A 16672-nucleotide genomic window follows, 5' to 3' on the forward strand; every position below is an offset into this window, starting at 1 on the left:
GGATGCTCCCGCATGTCCACCACCCCGGCAAACCAATTAGCGTCTCGCATGTCCGGGTATCTACGGCGGCGCCCGTCCTCCGCCGGTGGTGCGCGCGCCGCGTTTTCCGGTCCGGAATTTCCGCATGCGCAGCTGCTCAGGCAATTTCGCCGCCGCCGCTTTGACGCGCCCAGGTGTGAGCCCCAAACTCTGGAGCGTGTTACCTGGGGAGATTTTCGGGGGTTACCGCATCGAGGGCAAGCTCGGTGCGGGTGGAATGGGAACGGTCTATCTCGCACGGCATCCTCGGCTGCCCCGCGAAGACGCCCTGAAGGTGCTGCCACCCGCCGCGAGCGCGGATCAGGAATTCCGGGCCCGCTTCCTGCGGGAGGCCGAATTGGCCGCGCGCCTGCGCCATCCGAATATCGTCGCCATTCACGACCGCGGCATGGACGACGGCTGCCTCTGGATCGCCATGCAGTACGTGCAGGGCTGCGACGCCTCCGATCTCATCGCTCGCGATCCCGCCGGGCTGCCACCGTGGCGCGCGGTGCACATCATCGAGGAAGCGGCGCGCGGCCTGGACGCCGCGCATGCCGCCGGCCTGCTGCACCGAGATGTCAAACCCGCCAATATCCTGATCGCCGTCAACCCGGACGGTTCGTACCGGGTGCTGGTGACGGACTTCGGAATCGCCAGGGCCGTAGGCGAATCCACGGTACTGACCGCGGCAGGCGAGGTGCTCGCCACGGTGTCCTACGCCGCACCCGAACAGATCAGTGCCGCGCCGGTCGACCATCGGGTCGACGTGTACGCGCTCGGCTGCACGCTGCATCAGCTTCTGACCGGATCCCTCCCGTTCCCGCGTCCGACGCCCGCGGCGGTCATGTACGCGCACCTCTGCGAGCCGCCGCCGCGCCCCTCGCTCCTCAATACCGCTGTTCCCACACAATTCGACGACGTCATCGCCCGTGCGATGGCGAAGGATCCGGCCGATCGGTATCCGAGCTGTGGTGCGCTCGCTCTGGCCGCCGCAGCGGCGCTGCGAGCGGAGCCCGCGCCGATAGCTCCGCCCCGGCGATCCCGCATCCGGAAGCGAACGGCCCTGCTGGCCATGGGTTTCGCGATTCTGGTTCTCGTCGCGGGCGGGGCCGTGGCCTGGCGCGCGACCTCCTCGCAGGTCTCGGCGGCCGGGACCTCGTCACGGGCCATCCCGCCACCGACCACGACGCCGGCGTCGGACACCTCCGGTCCATGGGGTGTCTACGGATTCGTGATCGCCACGTTCCCCGATCTCCTTCCCCCGACACCGGTCGACACCGGATATCGGGGAATTCACTGTCAGACAATGGATGAGGAAAAACCCTTCACGACCGCCGGGATTCCCGCGACCGCTCCGCTGGGCGTGAAAGGCGTCCTCGCCGCGCTGTACTGCGAGGGGGACGGCGACCCGCTGACGCAGCTGTATGTGGTGTGTTCCACCGAACACATACCGCTTCCGCAGGATGCCATCGCCACCTTCACCGGGCCGACGAAGTCGGAGCCGTGGACCCGAACCTCCGGGAGCGGGGTGCTCACCTGGGGAGCGGCGCAGATGGATACGGGAAATCTCTACGGTGAACTCGTTGTGGCCTTCGACAACGCGTCACGCAACTACTGCCAGCTCATCGCGTTCGGTGATCTGACGACCGGACAGGATCTGCACGACAGGTGGTGGCCGAATGTGCCGATCTGACAGCGCGGGGCGTGTTCTCGCCGGTCTCGCGGCGACCATGGTTCTGGTCAGCGGCTGCGGTGCGAACTCGGGCACTCCGCGTGCCGAGACACCGGATCTGACCCAGCTCGACGTCGGTGGATACAGTATCGAGCCGCTGGCCGAACCGCCCGATGGTGATGAAGCGTACGGCCGGCTGATCGAATCGGCCCGAATGGCAGACACTTTGGTCATTCCGTCGACCATCGACCCTGCCCTGACCTCGAACTGGGTCGCGCCGGTTCCCACCCCGATGCAAACGGTCGGCATTCTCGCGGATGCGGCGCGCGGGACTTTGATCTCGCACGGCATGGTCGCCGGGGTCAGCGTCGCGAGCGCCGATGTGCCCCTCGACTCGCTCCCTCGAGTAGGCACCTCGCGGGCGATGCGCATCACCGTTCTGCGCATGCGTGATGATGCGGCGGCTCAGGACGCCGCACGAGACGTCGACGCCGCGGATTTCGCCGTCAGCCCGGACAATGTGGCGGTCACGATTCCGAATCATGCCGAGGCGCACAGCCATTGGCGTCCGCAGGTTCCGACGCTCGCGGCGTCTCTGGCCCACGGTCCCTACCTCGTCACCGTGTTCATCGCGCAGCCGTCGACCACCGACCTGGCCGCCTTGACGGCCGCGGCGGCCGCCGCCTTCGCCGCCGAATTGCCGCCTCTGGATTCCCTCGCGCCGACCCCCGCCGACAAACTGTCCGCGCTCTCTCTCGACCGCGATGGCATGCTGCGCCGCATGGTGCCCGCCAGACCGGGAAAGTGGCCCTACCCCGGTTCGTCCCGGCAGGATTTCGGCAGCATCGCCGGATGGGGCGGATTCCGGCGTACGACCGGCATCGTTTTCGGGCCCGCGATCGCCCAGGCGGCATATCGGCAGGGCGATACCCACGACCTGCCCCGGGCCGAGCGGATAGCCCGCATCGGCCCGGAGACCCTGAGCCGCTTCGCCGATGCCGTCGCCGCGCGCAGCATCTTCCAGAAGATGGTCGTGTTCGACGCGTCGAACGGTTCCCCCGTCGCAGCGCCCAAGGGGGTTCCCGACGCGGTCTGTGTCCAGGACAGCACCGTTGCGGAGCTGGCCCGTGAACAGCAGTACGGGTGCGATGTGCTGGACGGGCGTTATCTCGCAAAGGTTTACGGCTCGAGCGCGCAGGCCGTCCAGCAGAAGGCCGCCGCGGAGTACGCACTGCTGGTGAAGACTCGATAGGGTTCGGACGATGCGGGGGTTGCCACCTGGTACGTCGGTTGCCGGGTACCAGATCGAGAGCACGCTGGGTTCGGGACGGACGGCGGAGGTCTACCTCGCCCGGCATCCGCGGTTGCCCAGGAGAAATGCCCTCAAGGTGCTCGGGTCCGCGAACGGCCCGGAATTCCGCGCCCGGTTCCTGCGTGAGGCGGAACTGGCCGCGCGCCTGGACCATCCCAATATCGTCGCCGTCCACGACTGCGGCGCGACCGGCGATCTGCTCTGGATCGCCATGCAATTCGTGGAGGGGTACGACGCGGCGACGCTGATCGAGCAGCATCCGGGCGGACTGGCGCCCGCGCACGCGGTGGCCCTCATCACCGATGCGGCACACGGGCTCGACGCCGCGCATCGCTCCGGACTGCTGCACCGTGATGTGAAGCCCGCCAATCTGCTCATCGAGGCGGGTGCGGGCGGAGCGGAACGTGTATTGGTGGCCGACTTCGGAATCGCCTGTGTGACAGACGAATCTGTGACGCTGCCCGGAGCGGTGGCGGGAACACTCGCGTATCTGTCGCCGGAGCAGATCCGGGGAGATCGCGCGGATCACCGGGCGGACATCTATGCGCTCGGCTGCACCCTGTACCAACTGCTCACCGGCACGGTGCCGTTCCCGCACGAGACGGCGGCCGCGCTGATGCATGCCCATCTCACCGCGCCCGTACCGCAACCCAGCCGCGTGAATCCCGCTGTGCCAGTGGGTTTCGACAACGTACTCCGGTGCGCGCTGGCCAAGGATCCTCGGGAGCGTTACGACAGCTGCGGTGCGCTCGCCTGGGCGGCGGCCGCCGCGCTGCGGGGTGACGCTGCCCCGATTGTCGTGCGCCCTCGTCGCCGGCGCGCCCGCATCGCCCTCGGCGCGGTGCTGGCGCTGGCACTCGCCGCGACCACGGCGACGATCGTGCTGAGATCCCACTCGGAGAATCCGGGTGCGAGGGCCGCTGTGACGCAGCCATCGTCCAGCACCGCAGCGGTCTCTGCTTGGGGCGCATACGGTTTCATCGTCGACGCGTTCCGGGAGCTGCTGCCGGCCACGCCGGACAGCAGGGGATACCAGGGCCTCAGCTGCGCTCCGATGGACGAGAACGCGACTGTGGCGCCACTCGACCATGTGGGGTCCTCGGCGCATCTGCTGTGCATGGGCGACGGTCACCCGGTCTCCGAACTGACCGTCGACTGTTCCGGCGACCGCACGGCTATCGCCGCCTCGGACCGCATACCGCCGGGTGCGGTCGACGGGACGGCCGCGTGGAGCCGCCCCTCGGGGTCGGGGAGCATCAGCTGGAGTACGGCGAATCCGGCCGCTGCCCGCGACAAGGGTGGTGAGTTGACCGTGTTCTTCGATGGTCCGTCCCGAAATTTCTGTGGCCTGGCGATCAGCTCCACGAATTCCGGCCGAGATCTCTACGACCAGTGGTGGCCCACCGCACCGATCTGAGCGACCGTGTAGTTTCGGCCCGGTGCCGCAAGTCTTTGCGGCGGTCCGAGACTCGGTGAGGAGCGGGAATGCGGTTGTTGGGCAAGGTCGGATCGATCGGCGCGGTTGCGGCGGCGGTGCTGTTGATGGCGGGCTGCGGCAGTAGCAACGACACCAAGGCGGATTCGACGAGCACCGCCGCGAGCTCCGCCGCGCAGGCGAGCACCGCCGCGCAGAGCACCGGGCGCGAGTGCACCGCCGACGACGTCAAGGTCGACGGCGGGTTCGGCACCGCACCCAAGATCACCATTCCGACCGACTGCGATCCGCCCAAGACCCTGATCGTCAAGGATCTGGTCGCGGGCAGCGGTCCGGGCGCGCAGGCCGGGCAGCAGCTGACCATGAACTACACCCTGATCACCTGGTCGGACAAGAAGAAGCTGGACAGCTCCTTCGATCGCGGCGAGACCTTCCCACTCAACCTGGGCGCCGGCGAGGTCATCAAGGGCTGGGATCAGGGCCTGATCGGCGTCCAGCAGGGCGCCCGCCGACTGCTCATCGTGCCGCCGAACCTCGGCTACGGCGCGGGCGGCCACGGCATCAAGCCGAACGAGACGCTGGTGTTCGTCACCGATGCGGTCAAGGTCGGTTAGCTAGGGCGCGAGCGCTGTACCAGGGCGACTGGGCTTCGGACCAGTCGCCGGGGCGGCGTCTGCCCTGACCGGTTACCCGCCTTCGGCACCGGTCAACTAACCTGGTCGGGATGCGATCGGGGGGACCGAACATCAGACCACTAATACGAATGCAAGGAGCATGTCCGTGAAGAGCACCGTCGAGCAGCTGAGCCCGACCCGGGTCCGGATCAACGTCGAGGTGCCCTTCGAGGAGCTGAAGCCGGACTTCGACAAGGCATACAAGGCGCTCGCAGGGCAGATCAAGATCCCCGGCTTCCGTCCGGGTAAGGCCCCTGCCAAGCTCATCGAAGCGCGCGTCGGCCGTGGCGCGGTCCTGGAGCAGGTCGTCAACGACGTGCTCCCGAAGCGCTACAGCGATGCTGTGATCGCCACCGAGGTCAAGGTCATCGGCCAGCCCGAGATCGAGATCACCAAGATCGAAGACGGCGACGAGCTCACCTTCACCGCCGAGGTGGATGTGCGCCCGGAGATCACCCTCCCCGACTTCTCGACCATCGCCGTCACCGTCGATCCGATCGAGATCAAGGACGAGGACATCGAGGAGCAGCTCAGCTCGCTGCGCCAGCGCTTCGGCACCCTGAATGCCGTCGAGCGCGAGATCCAGGACGGCGACTTCGTCTCCATCGACCTGTCGGCCACCGTCGACGGCGTCGAGGTCGAAGAGGCCTCCACCACCGGTCTGTCGCACGAGGTCGGTTCCGGCCAGCTCATCGAGGGCCTCGATGAGACCCTGATCGGCCTCAAGGCCACCGAGGCGAAGGACTTCACCTCGAAGCTCGTCGCCGGTGAGCACGCGGGCCAGGATGCGGTCATCACCGTCACCGTGCAGTCGGTCAAGGAGCGCGAGCTGCCCGAGGCGGACGACGAGTTCGCCCAGCTGGCAAGCGAATTCGACACCATCGACGAGCTGAAGGCCGACCTCAAGACCCGCGTCGAGCGCGTCAAGAAGGTCGAGCAGGCCGGCGCCATCCGCGACAAGGTCCTTGAGACCCTGCTGGAGACCGTCGAGATCCCGCTGCCGGAGAAGGTCGTCCAGGCCGAGATCGACGCCGTGGTCCACGACGCCGTGCACGGTTTCGACCACGACGAGGCCAAGCTGGCCGAGGCGCTCGAGGCCGAGGGCTCCTCCCGCGAGGAGTTCGACAAGGACACCAAGGAGTCGGCCGAGAAGTCGGTCAAGACCCAGCTGCTGCTGGATGCCGTCGCCGAGGCGGAGAACACCCAGGTCGGCCAGGACGAGCTGTACGAGCGGATCATCTTCCAGGCGCAGCGCTACGGCATGTCGCCCGATCAGTTCATCCAGCAGATCCAGCAGGCCGGTCAGCTGGGCGCCGTGTTCGCCGACGTGCGCCGCGGTAAGGCCCTCGCCGGTGTGGTCGTCGCCGCGACCGTCACCGACACCGACGGCAATGCCGTGGACACCGCGGAAATGTTCGGCAACCCTGCCGAAGAGGCCGAGGAAGTTTCCGCCGAGGAGCTGGCCGAGGTCGCCGACGCGACCGAAGCCGCCGAGGCCGAGGTCAAGTAATAATATCGAAAGGCCCGCGCTACCTGGGGATTCGAGGGTGTGAACCCCGAGAGTCCCCCCGAGGAGCGGGCCGCGTCAGCGCCCACGTAAGTTTTGCGCTGTGAGCGAAGCAGGGCGGTACCGGGAGTTCGGTACCGCCCTGCTTCGTTAGGGTTTGTGTCAGCGCTGGAACTTAAGTGCTGGGACCTTCTAAGTGATCAGTAGGGCTTGGTGGGACCGAGCCGGTGAGAGAGGGCAGGTATCCGTGACAAATAATCAGGCAGGGGTGCAGATGACATCCGCGACTGCTGGTCTGAACCTCAGTGATTCGGTCTACGAGCGCCTGCTGCGCGAGCGAATCATCTTCCTGGGCAGCCAGGTCGATGACGACATCGCCAACAAGTTGTGCGCGCAGATCCTGCTGCTGTCGGCCGAGGATCCGGAGCGGGATATTTCGCTCTACATCAACTCGCCCGGTGGTTCGGTCACCGCGGGTATGGCCATCTACGACACCATGCAGTTCGCCGAATGCGATATCCGCACCGTCGGTATGGGTTTGGCCGCGTCCATGGGTCAGTTCCTGCTCGCCGCGGGTGCGAAGGGCAAGCGTTTCGCGCTGCCGCATTCGCGCATCATGATGCATCAGCCGTCCGCCGGTATCGGTGGTTCGGCCTCCGATATCGCCATCCAGGCCGAGCAGTTCTCGTACACCAAGCGGGAACTCAATCAGCTGCAGGCGCTGCACACCGGCAAGTCCGTGGAGCAGGTCACCGAGGACGCCGACCGCGACCGCTGGTTCACGCCGACGGAAGCCCTCGAATACGGCTTCATCGACCAGGTGGTCACGCACGCGCGCCAGGCCAACGGCGCCAGCTAGATCACTGCCCACCACACAGACTTTGGAGACGCATATGTCATTCGATCCGCGTGATGCGGGCATTACCTTCGCCGCTGCCGGTGCCCAGCTGCCGCAGTCGCGCTACATCCTGCCCCAGTTCACCGAGCAGACCACCTACGGCGTCAAGACGTCCGACCCGTACAACAAGCTGTTCGAGGAGCGCATCATCTTCCTCGGCGCCCAGGTCGACGACACCTCGGCGAACGACATCATGGCGCAGTTGCTGGTGCTGGAGTCGCAGGACCCCGATCGCGACATCACCATGTACATCAACTCGCCCGGTGGCTCGTTCACCGCGCTGATGGCCATCTACGACACCATGCAGTACGTCCGCGCCGATGTCGTCACGGTGTGCCTGGGCCAGGCCGCCTCCGCGGCCGCCGTGCTGCTCGCCGCCGGCGCCCCCGGCAAGCGGGCCGCACTGCCGAACGCCCGGATTCTGATCCACCAGCCGTCCACCTCGGGCGGTATCCAGGGTCAGGTGTCCGACCTGGAGATCCAGGCCGCGGAGATCGAGCGCATGCGCCGGCTCATGGAAGCCACGCTGGCGCTGCACACCGGCAAGGACGCGGAGACCATCCGCAAGGACACTGATCGCGACAAGATCCTCACCGCCGAACAGGCCAAGGACTACGGCATCGTCGACACGGTGTTCGCGTACCGCAAGCTCAGCGCCCAGAAGTGACGCGCGGGGGTGGCGGGGCCGGTGCGTCCCCGCCACCCGGGCGAGGGTGAGTCCACGCACATGTCCGATGAGAAACGTGCTCAAGTTGTCGCCCTCGGTCGCGAGAAACAGGTACGGTCACTCTAGGGACCTTGGCTCGTGGTTGTCGGCCCGCTTTGATTCAGCCGAAACGCCGTATCCCCCCATCTTGGGGAGACGGCTACGCTTTATAGGTGGCACTTCGCCGGCAGCCAGGACAGACGGTTGCACGCGGACAAGGAAGTAGGGACCCAGGAGATGGCGCGCATCGGTGATGGCGGCGATCTGCTCAAGTGCTCTTTCTGCGGGAAGAGTCAGAAGCAGGTCAAAAAGCTCATTGCGGGACCAGGGGTGTACATCTGCGACGAGTGCATCGATCTGTGCAACGAGATCATCGAGGAGGAGCTCGCCGAAAGCAGCGAGGTCAAACTCGACGAGCTGCCGAAGCCCGCGGAAATCCGCGACTTCCTCGAGCAGTATGTGATCGGGCAGGACACCGCGAAAAGAACGCTCGCGGTCGCGGTGTACAACCACTACAAGCGAATTCAGGCCGGCGACAAGGGTCGTGACTCGCGCGGCGAGACGATCGAGCTGGCCAAGTCGAATATTCTGATGCTGGGGCCGACGGGTTGCGGTAAGACCTATCTGGCGCAGACCCTGGCCAAGATGCTGAACGTGCCGTTCGCCATCGCGGACGCCACCGCACTGACCGAGGCCGGTTATGTCGGTGAGGATGTCGAGAACATCCTGCTCAAGCTGATCCAGGCCGCCGATTACGATGTGAAGCGCGCCGAGACGGGCATCATCTACATCGACGAGGTCGACAAGATCGCCCGCAAGTCGGAGAACCCGTCCATCACCCGTGACGTTTCCGGTGAGGGCGTGCAGCAGGCGCTGCTGAAGATTCTGGAAGGCACCCAGGCTTCGGTGCCGCCGCAGGGCGGTCGCAAGCATCCGCATCAGGAATTCATCCAGATCGACACCACGAATGTGCTGTTCATCGTCGCCGGTGCCTTCGCGGGCCTGGAGCGGATCGTGCAGGATCGAGTCGGCAAGCGCGGCATCGGTTTCGGCGCGGAGGTCCGGTCCAAGGCCGAGATCGATACCGCCGATCACTTCGTCGACGTCATGCCGGAGGACCTGATCAAGTTCGGGCTCATCCCCGAATTCATCGGCCGTCTCCCGGTGGTCGCCTCGGTCACCAACCTGGACAAGGAATCTCTCGTCCGCATTCTGGCCGAGCCGAAGAACGCACTGGTCAAGCAGTACGTGCGCCTGTTCGAAATGGACGGCGTTGACCTGGAATTCACCCAGGACGCCCTGGAAGCCATTGCGGACCAGGCGATTCTGCGTGGCACCGGTGCTCGTGGCCTGCGCGCCATCATGGAGGAGGTCCTCCTCCCGGTCATGTACGACATCCCCAGCCGCGACGATGTCGCCAAGGTCGTCGTCAACGAGGCCACCGTGAACGACAATGTGCTGCCGACCATCGTGCCGCGCAAGCGCCAATCCCCGGAGCGCCGCGAAAAGTCGGCGTAAGGGTTTCCACCAGCTTCGAAACGACAGCGGCTCCGCGAGATTCCTCTCGCGGAGCCGCTGTCGTTTGCCGGCAAATAAGGGCATTTCATGCGCGTTTAGTTGACGCAAGGCGCCGATTGCATGTCACGATTGCGCAGTGATTCTGTTTGCTGGGGAGTTGCCATCGGCGGAGCCGTCAGCGATTGTGTCCCTCTTCTGGATTGCCGCCGCCGCAGTGCTGGCACCGGTAATCTCCCGGCTGCTGCTGCGCGGTGCGGTACCGGGCGTGGTGCTACTGCTGCTGTTCGGTGTACTGCTCGGCCCGCATGCGCTCGGGTGGGCGGGCACCGCCGGCGGCGTCGATCTGCTCAGCGAGCTCGGCCTCGGCATGCTTTTCCTGCTCGCCGGTTATGAACTCGATCCGCGTCTGCTCGGCGGCCACTCCGGCCGCACCGCCTGGCTTACCTGGCTGGCGGGTCTGGTGCTGGCGCTGGGGATGGTCACGCTCTCGGCGACGGATGCCGACTTTCCCGCCCGCATCGCCGTGGCCATCGCCGCGACGTCGACGGCCCTCGGTACGCTGCTGCCGATCGTTAAGAAGGACGGTTTACTCGGAAAGCCGCTGGGCCGAGCGGTTCTCGCGCACGGTGCGGTGGGGGAGCTCGGCCCGGTACTGGCCATGTCGATACTGCTCACCAGTCGCAGTGTGGGCGGCGCGCTCGTGGTGCTGGCCCTGTTCGCGGTGGCGGCGGCGCTCATCGGGCTGGTGCCGCAGCGTATGCTGGACCGAATCCCGGGGCTGGGCCGGCTGCTGGGCGAATCGAGCGGCGGCAGCGAACAATTGCCGGTTCGAGTCGTCTTCCTGCTGCTGTTGACGCTCATGATGGTCGCGGAGGTCTTCGATCTCGATGTAGTGCTGGGTGCGTTCGCGGCAGGTACCATTCTGCGCCGGCTCGTCGCGTCCCAGCCTCCGTCCGCCGGGCATCCAGCACTCGAATCCAGTTTGGAGACCGTCGGTTACGGCGTGCTGATCCCGATCTTCTTCGTGACCTCCGGGATGGGAATCGATGTCAGCGCGGTGACCGCGGCGCCGGGCCTGTGGCTGCTGTTCGTGCTGGCCATCGTGCTGGCACGGGGTATTCCGGTTCTGCTCAGTGAGCGCTTCGTCCCGCATGGCGAGAATCTGTCCTCCCGGCGCGAGCGTGCGCAATTGGCGCTGTACGCGTCCACCGGATTGCCGATCATCGTCGCGGTGACCCAGGTCGCGACGAGTTCGGGTCTGCTGAGCGAGAATCTGGCCTCCACACTCGTCGCGGCCGGCGCCACGACGGTGCTGCTTTTCCCGTTCGCCGCCCGGCTGCTCGGTGACCGGCGCGTCCGCACCGCACCGGACTGAGCGCCATTGCGGGACGGTCGAATCCGATGCGACAGCCATGGCCGACTGCGGCCGGAGGCGGAATGGGGGCCGAGGTGGGCGATTCCGAGGTACTCGACGATGCGTCCGGCGCGCGGTGGCTTGCCCGATCCGCCCTGCCCGCGCTGGTGATCGGAATCGGTTGCGCGCTGATCCTGGTCGCCGTCAATACGGTCGCCGAACGCCTGCGGGATCTGCTCTGGACGACGCTGCCCGCGAGTGCGGGCGTGGACAGCCTGTCCGGTTGGTGGATCTTCGCGATCCTCACCTGCACCGGAATCATCGCGGGGCTGCTGGTGTGGAAGCTGCCCGGTCACGCCGGACCCGATCCGGCCACCATCGACTTGCTCAGCGCTCCGCTGCCGCTGCGAGTGCTGCCGGGTTTGGCGCTGGTCCTGGTCGTGGGCATGGCGGGCGGCGTCAGTCTGGGACCGGAGAATCCGATCACGGCTGTCAATACGGCGCTGGCGGTGTGGCTGGCCGCGCGATGGTGGACACGGCTGCCGAGCGCGGACGCTGCCATGCTCGCGGCGGCGGGGACCGTGGGTGCGCTGTTCGGCACCCCCATCGCCGCCGCGCTGGTGCTCACCGAGATCGCCGCCACCACCGCGGGCGGTCCGCTCTGGAACCGGCTGTTCGCGCCTTTGGTCGCCGCGGGTGCGGGAGCGATGACGACCACGGTCTTCGCGCAGCCCGCCTTCGCTATCGATGTTCCCGGCTATCACGGCCCGCCCGCCCTCGCCGATCTGGTGAGCGGCACCGTCGTCGGGCTCGTGGCGGCGCTGCTGTGCCTGCTGGCGGTGTACGCCTTTCCCTTGGTACACAGCGTATTTCACCGGCTTCGTACTCCGTTTGCGGCCATTGCGGCCGGTGGCGTCGTACTGGGTGCGCTCGGTGCGCTCGGCGGCCACCTGACGCTCTTCAAAGGGCTCGATGAGATGAAAGAGCTGACCGCCCAGGCGGATTCGATGTCGGCTACGCGGCTGGTGCTGATCACCGCGGTCAAACTCGCGGCGCTGGTCGTCGCCGCCTCCTGCGGATTTCGAGGTGGTCGCATCTTCGTGGCCGCGTTCATCGGCGTCGGCGTGGGATCGGTGGCGCACCAGCTTGTTCCGGGAATTCCGCCGGTGGTGGCGCTGGCCTGCGGCGTACTCGGCGCCGTGCTGGTCATCGCCCGCTACGGCTGGCTGGCCCTTTTCATGGGCGCCGTCATCGTCGGTGACTACCAGATCGTGCCGGTGCTGTGCCTGGTCATCGCACCGCTGTGGCTGCTCGTGATGAACCGGCCGCCCATGCTCATCCGCCCCCGGCCCGCCACGAATCCCGTATGAAGGAGATGATTCGGTGCTGCACCTGCGCGTGATTTCGCCGAGCGATCGAACTGCGGAGGTACTCGGCGTACTGGCCGCCGAACCCGGTGCGACCCATGTGACGCTCGCACGCGGCGATGCGCTGGACCCGGTGGGTGATCTGATCGAGGCGGATGTGGCGCGCGCCAGCGCCAATACCGTGCTGGCAGCCCTGTCTGCGCTGGATCTGGTTCGGGTGGGTGGTATTTCGTTCGTACCCGCGGGCACCATGCTGTCCGATGCGGGGGAACGGGCGGAGGCCGCCTCGCCGCTGCGGCCCGACGAAGCCGTGGTGTGGGAGCAGCTGCTGGGGCAGATGCGTGAGGCGTCTCGCTTCACGCCTACCTTTCTGGCCTTCCTGACCATCGCGTTTCTGCTGTCGGCGGTGGGCGTGACGACGGCCTCGCCGCTGACTCTGGTCGGGGCAATGGTTGTCGGCCCCGAATTCCGTCCGCTCGCAGCACTTTCGGTGGGACTGGTGCGCCGAGATCTCCGGCTGATTCGGCGCTCGGCGGCGACGTTGACCGTGTCGTTCCCGGTCTCCATGGCGATCACGGCCGCCGCCACCCTCGTGTGGATTCACCTGGGCTGGATCGGAATCGGTGATGTGGAGAATGCGCGGGCCTTCGATTTCATCTACGAGGTGGGGCCGTTCTCACTCGTCGTCGCACTGCTGGCGGGTGCGGCAGGGATGCTCGCCATGGTCACCTCGACCTCGGCCGTGCTTGTCGGCGTGTTCATTTCGGTGACGACCGTGCCGGCCGCCGGACTCGCCGTGGTGGCGGCTATTGCGGGCAAATGGCATGTCGCGCTGAGCTCGCTGGTGCAGCTGGGCGTCAATCTGACAGGCATCGTGGTCGCAGGGGTAGTGGTCTTGCTCTTCCGCCCGCGTCGATCGGGGCACGAAAAAGCCCGCGGCAGTGCAGGGCTGCCGCGGGCTTCTCGCTACCGATTACTTGTGGCAGGGCTGGGATTCGAACTGCGCCTTGTCGCTGTAGCTGACATTCGGCAGGTACGGACCCATGACTGCTACTTCGTCACCGGGAACCTTGGTGTTCTGGACGGCTTGATCGAATCCGGTGTCCGGCAGCATGTTCCGAATCTGCAGCATGCCGAAGTCGTGGTCCTTGTAGCCGTCGCCATTGGCCGACCATTCGACATAGCCGTAGCCGCAGTCGGTGGTGGCGTTCTTCGGGCGGTCGTCCTTGCGGCTGATGACGATCTGGTAGTTGCCGTCCTGATCGACGGGCACCTGTTCGTCATAGGTGCAGTTCATCACCCTTGTGCTGTAAGGGGATTCGTTCATGCAGAACGAGATGTAGCGGACGTCGCCGGTGCCCATCACGCCGTCGTGGTTGAACGTGCTCGGGTGCGTGGGCATCTTGCCCTTCACGACCGCGACATCGCCGTAACCGCGGTGCAGGATGGAGCGAATGTAGTTGTTGTGCACATTCGGGAAGAAGCCGCCGCCACCGGTACGGGGCGGATTCGACTCCGCGCCGATGGCGTCGTTGCCGGTCCAGGTCTGCAGCAGGAAGGTCCGGTCGTACTGCGGAGTCCATAGCGTCGACCGCTGTGTTGTGAGGTCGGCGTTCGGGTTGTAGACGCCCGGGAACTCGGCACTGACGTCCCGCTTGGTCTGGAACAGCATGCCCGGGGGCGGACTGTCGTAGGTCTTCAGATTCTTGGGGTCCGGCGGCGGGTACACCTGAGCCTGAATGCCGGGCGAATTCGGCAGCGCGTCATGGCTGTCGGCGATCTGATCGGGATAGCGCAGGTCGCTGTAGTTCTCGGTGCTCAGACCGAGGGCTGAGGCCGCCGGCAGGCGGGTGGCGCCGCCGTTCTGCTTCGCGAAATCCTTGGATTCGGTATCGGTGGCATCGCACAGTGCCTGACCGGTCAGCTTGGTGCCGTCGGCCAGGGTCAGGCTGGGCTTCGGCAGTCCGACGCCGCCGGTCAAGTCGGTGTCCTTGTCCGGGATGTAGACCCGGTACAGCATCAGATCGAGCTGATAGGTCTTGCCGTCCGAACCGGTCTCGGTGCCGAGATCGGCCTGCCCGAGCTGGGTTGCGGTGCCGGTGTACAGACTGTTGCGCTGCGGCTCGTTATTGCGCGGATCGCGGGTCGGGAACAGCTGCTGGTTCGTCGCCGGGTCGTAGTTCGCGGCCTGATCCACCGACAGTGTGAACGCGCGCTGTTCATTCGGGACATCGCGCCGCGCGCCCACCACGAACGGGTTCGTGGAACCGGGTGCGGGGGTCATCTGGTAGTCGGCGACGCCGTCGAGGACCGCGCCGAGCTTGTCGTAGGAAATCAGCGAGGAGTACCGCGAATGCGGGAAGGTGCCGTTCAGATCCAGCTTCGAACCCTCGGGGCGGCGCAGGTAGGCGGCCCAGTAGGCGGTGCCGGCGTCCGGGTAGGCGACATTGAACAGTGGGTCCGCGCCGACGGCGCCGTAGTGCCAGAAGCAGTCGCTGAACTGGCCGCCGGTCAGGTCGGTGGTAGCGCCGCCGGAGGAGGCCGCCGCGCTGGAGGTGGTGCCGCTGGAGGAGTCATCGCTCGTGGAGCTGGAGCATGCCGCGACGCTGCTCAGCAGTAGCAATGCGGCAGCACCGGCCTGCCATCGATGTCGGTTTTTGACCAGTGATCTGTGCATCCGCACTCCAGAGGTGGGTTCGAAGGTCATTGAGCTGGGCTCGATTAGCAGGAACCAAGCACCCGGTATTCCACTGGCTATTCTTGGGCAATTCTAAGGTTCGGTGGTCACCAACACGCACCGATTTGGACAAATCGACACTCACCGCATAGGGACACGAACGTCGCTACCGCCCTCACGGGTCAATCGTGTATGGACCTTCACCAGTGCCGGTGCGGGCACGAATCCGCCCGCGAAGAGCGCCTCGCCCTGCCGGAACCACGGGGAGCGCTCGAGCAGCGCCGCCGGTGCGTAGCCGAAGTAGGTGCCGAGTTCCTCGAGATCGGCGGGCGAGGTCATCTTCATCAGTGCGAGGTTGTCGCACTGAGAGATGATGCCCGGGTGCACCTTTGCGGGTCGTTGTGTCGAAAGCAGTAGCCAGAGGCCGAATTTGCGTCCCTCCGCAGCGATTTGGATGAGCCGCTCCCGCACCGCGACCGCGATCGGCGAATCCAGGCGTGGTGAGGCGAGATTGTGCGCCTCGTCGATGACCAGCAGGACCGGCCGGCGCTCCTCACGGCGTTCCCAGAGACTGTCCAGGAGTGAAAGTGCCACTACCAGTTGCTGTTCCGGTGTGGAGAAGCCGCCGAGATCGAGCACCGTGACATCCGGTCGCTCGCCGACGATTTCGGTGACCGCGGGCTCCTGGCGGGCCCAGACCTCCCAGTCCAGCAGTCCGAGGTTCTCTACCCGCTCGGCGAGCCGGCGCTGTGCGGCGTTCTCACCGGCAAGCAGCTGCGGCAGCACATCGAAGAGTTCACCGGACTCGATGATCGAGCGGAGGTGGATGAGTTCGTTGAACTCCTCCCGATCGGCGATCGGATCGATCTGCAGGATGGCGGCTTTCGACGACAGCGGCAGGCCGAGGAAGCGGGCGCGCAATCGCGCACCGGGTTCGCCGTGCGGGCGGAGCACGCGAATATCGCGCTCGCGCAAGGCTTTCGCGGTCGGCCCGGTGGCGTCCGGGTGCAGCTCGCCGAGACGCACGAAATCGGAGTTCGGATCGAAGATCACCACCGGCAGGGCGGTGTGCGCGATGAGTTGTTCGAGCACCACCCCCAGGGCATAGGTCTTACCCGAACCGCTCTGCCCGCACCAGAAGGTGTGCCGGTTGAACCGCTGCGGCAGCAGCCGCGCCGGCCCACCCGGCTGGGTGAGTCCGACGCCGACTTCGAGCATGGCGCCGGTGGTTTCGTGCAGGGTCTCCACCGTCGCGACATCGGCCGCCTCCACCAGACCGTGCTCGAAGGTGTGGCTCGCGCGAGTGTTCATCCCCTCCTCGGTGAGCTCCCCGATCAGGCGTCCGCGCAAGCGCACCGGCGTGGTCTCCGAGCGATCCTCGACGAGTGCGAGCTGGCGGTGCCGATCGCTCACGATGACGATCAGCGATCCGGCGACGAAGGCACTGCCTGCCGCGTTTGCGACGATGAACGATCGTCCATCGTCGGAACGGGCGGACAAGCGCAGGGATTCGGCGGGCATGAGCCGATCC

12 protein-coding genes and 1 pseudogene are annotated in these 16672 nt (G+C 66.3%); 11 read left to right on the forward strand and 2 right to left on the reverse strand.

Translation table 11 applies throughout. The annotated features are described in order from the left end of the window. The first annotated feature begins 196 nt into the window (after positions 1–196). The 11 genes and pseudogenes from OG326_RS10555 to OG326_RS43005 form a co-directional block, all read left to right on the forward strand. On the forward strand, positions 197–1714 hold the full coding sequence (locus tag OG326_RS10555) for a serine/threonine-protein kinase (RefSeq protein WP_327144444.1): 1518 nt from the start codon (positions 197–199) through the stop codon (positions 1712–1714). Further along, entirely contained in the window at positions 1701–2945 is a 1245-nt protein-coding gene (locus tag OG326_RS10560) for a DUF7373 family lipoprotein (RefSeq protein WP_327144445.1), read from the forward strand. Before OG326_RS10555 ends, OG326_RS10560 begins: the two co-directional genes overlap by 14 nt. 10 nt (positions 2946–2955) lie before the next feature. Next, the gene (locus tag OG326_RS10565; RefSeq protein WP_327144446.1) at positions 2956–4422 is read left to right on the forward strand and encodes a serine/threonine-protein kinase; all 1467 of its coding nucleotides are present in this window, start codon (positions 2956–2958) and stop codon (positions 4420–4422) included. A 68-nt stretch (positions 4423–4490) separates the two neighbouring features. Beyond that, entirely contained in the window at positions 4491–5054 is a 564-nt protein-coding gene (locus OG326_RS10570; RefSeq protein ID WP_327144447.1) for an FKBP-type peptidyl-prolyl cis-trans isomerase, read from the forward strand. A gap of 166 nt (positions 5055–5220) precedes the next feature. Further along, positions 5221–6624: a trigger factor gene (gene tig, locus OG326_RS10575; protein WP_327144448.1), complete on the forward strand. Its 1404-nt coding sequence runs from the start codon at positions 5221–5223 to the stop codon at positions 6622–6624. 271 nt (positions 6625–6895) lie between these two features. Further along, entirely contained in the window at positions 6896–7480 is a 585-nt protein-coding gene (locus OG326_RS10580; protein WP_297617686.1) for an ATP-dependent Clp protease proteolytic subunit, read from the forward strand. 34 nt (positions 7481–7514) lie between these two features. Beyond that, the gene (locus OG326_RS10585) at positions 7515–8186 is read left to right on the forward strand and encodes an ATP-dependent Clp protease proteolytic subunit (protein ID WP_327144449.1); all 672 of its coding nucleotides are present in this window, start codon (positions 7515–7517) and stop codon (positions 8184–8186) included. A gap of 276 nt (positions 8187–8462) precedes the next feature. Beyond that, complete coding sequence (clpX, locus tag OG326_RS10590; RefSeq protein WP_327144450.1) at positions 8463–9743, forward strand: ATP-dependent Clp protease ATP-binding subunit ClpX; 1281 nt, start codon at positions 8463–8465, stop codon at positions 9741–9743. A gap of 142 nt (positions 9744–9885) precedes the next feature. Beyond that, positions 9886–11118: a cation:proton antiporter gene (locus OG326_RS10595; RefSeq protein WP_442791020.1), complete on the forward strand. Its 1233-nt coding sequence runs from the start codon at positions 9886–9888 to the stop codon at positions 11116–11118. A gap of 62 nt (positions 11119–11180) precedes the next feature. Continuing rightward, positions 11181–12467, forward strand: a complete 1287-nt coding sequence (locus tag OG326_RS10600; protein ID WP_327144451.1) for an ion channel protein — start codon at positions 11181–11183, stop codon at positions 12465–12467. A gap of 13 nt (positions 12468–12480) precedes the next feature. Then, positions 12481–13428: pseudogene (locus tag OG326_RS43005) on the forward strand (DUF389 domain-containing protein); the annotation flags it as partial. Positions 13429–13437: 9 nt separating this feature from the next. Here OG326_RS43005 and OG326_RS10610 read toward each other — a convergent pair. Then, positions 13438–15141: a hypothetical protein gene (locus OG326_RS10610; RefSeq protein ID WP_327144452.1), complete on the reverse strand. Its 1704-nt coding sequence runs from the start codon at positions 15139–15141 to the stop codon at positions 13438–13440. Positions 15142–15282: 141 nt separating this feature from the next. Next, on the reverse strand, positions 15283–16662 hold the full coding sequence (locus OG326_RS10615) for an ATP-binding protein (RefSeq protein ID WP_327144453.1): 1380 nt from the start codon (positions 16660–16662) through the stop codon (positions 15283–15285). Positions 16663–16672: the final 10 nt, after the last annotated feature.

This window comes from Nocardia sp. NBC_01327 (genome assembly GCF_035958815.1).
GTDB lineage: Bacteria > Actinomycetota > Actinomycetes > Mycobacteriales > Mycobacteriaceae > Nocardia.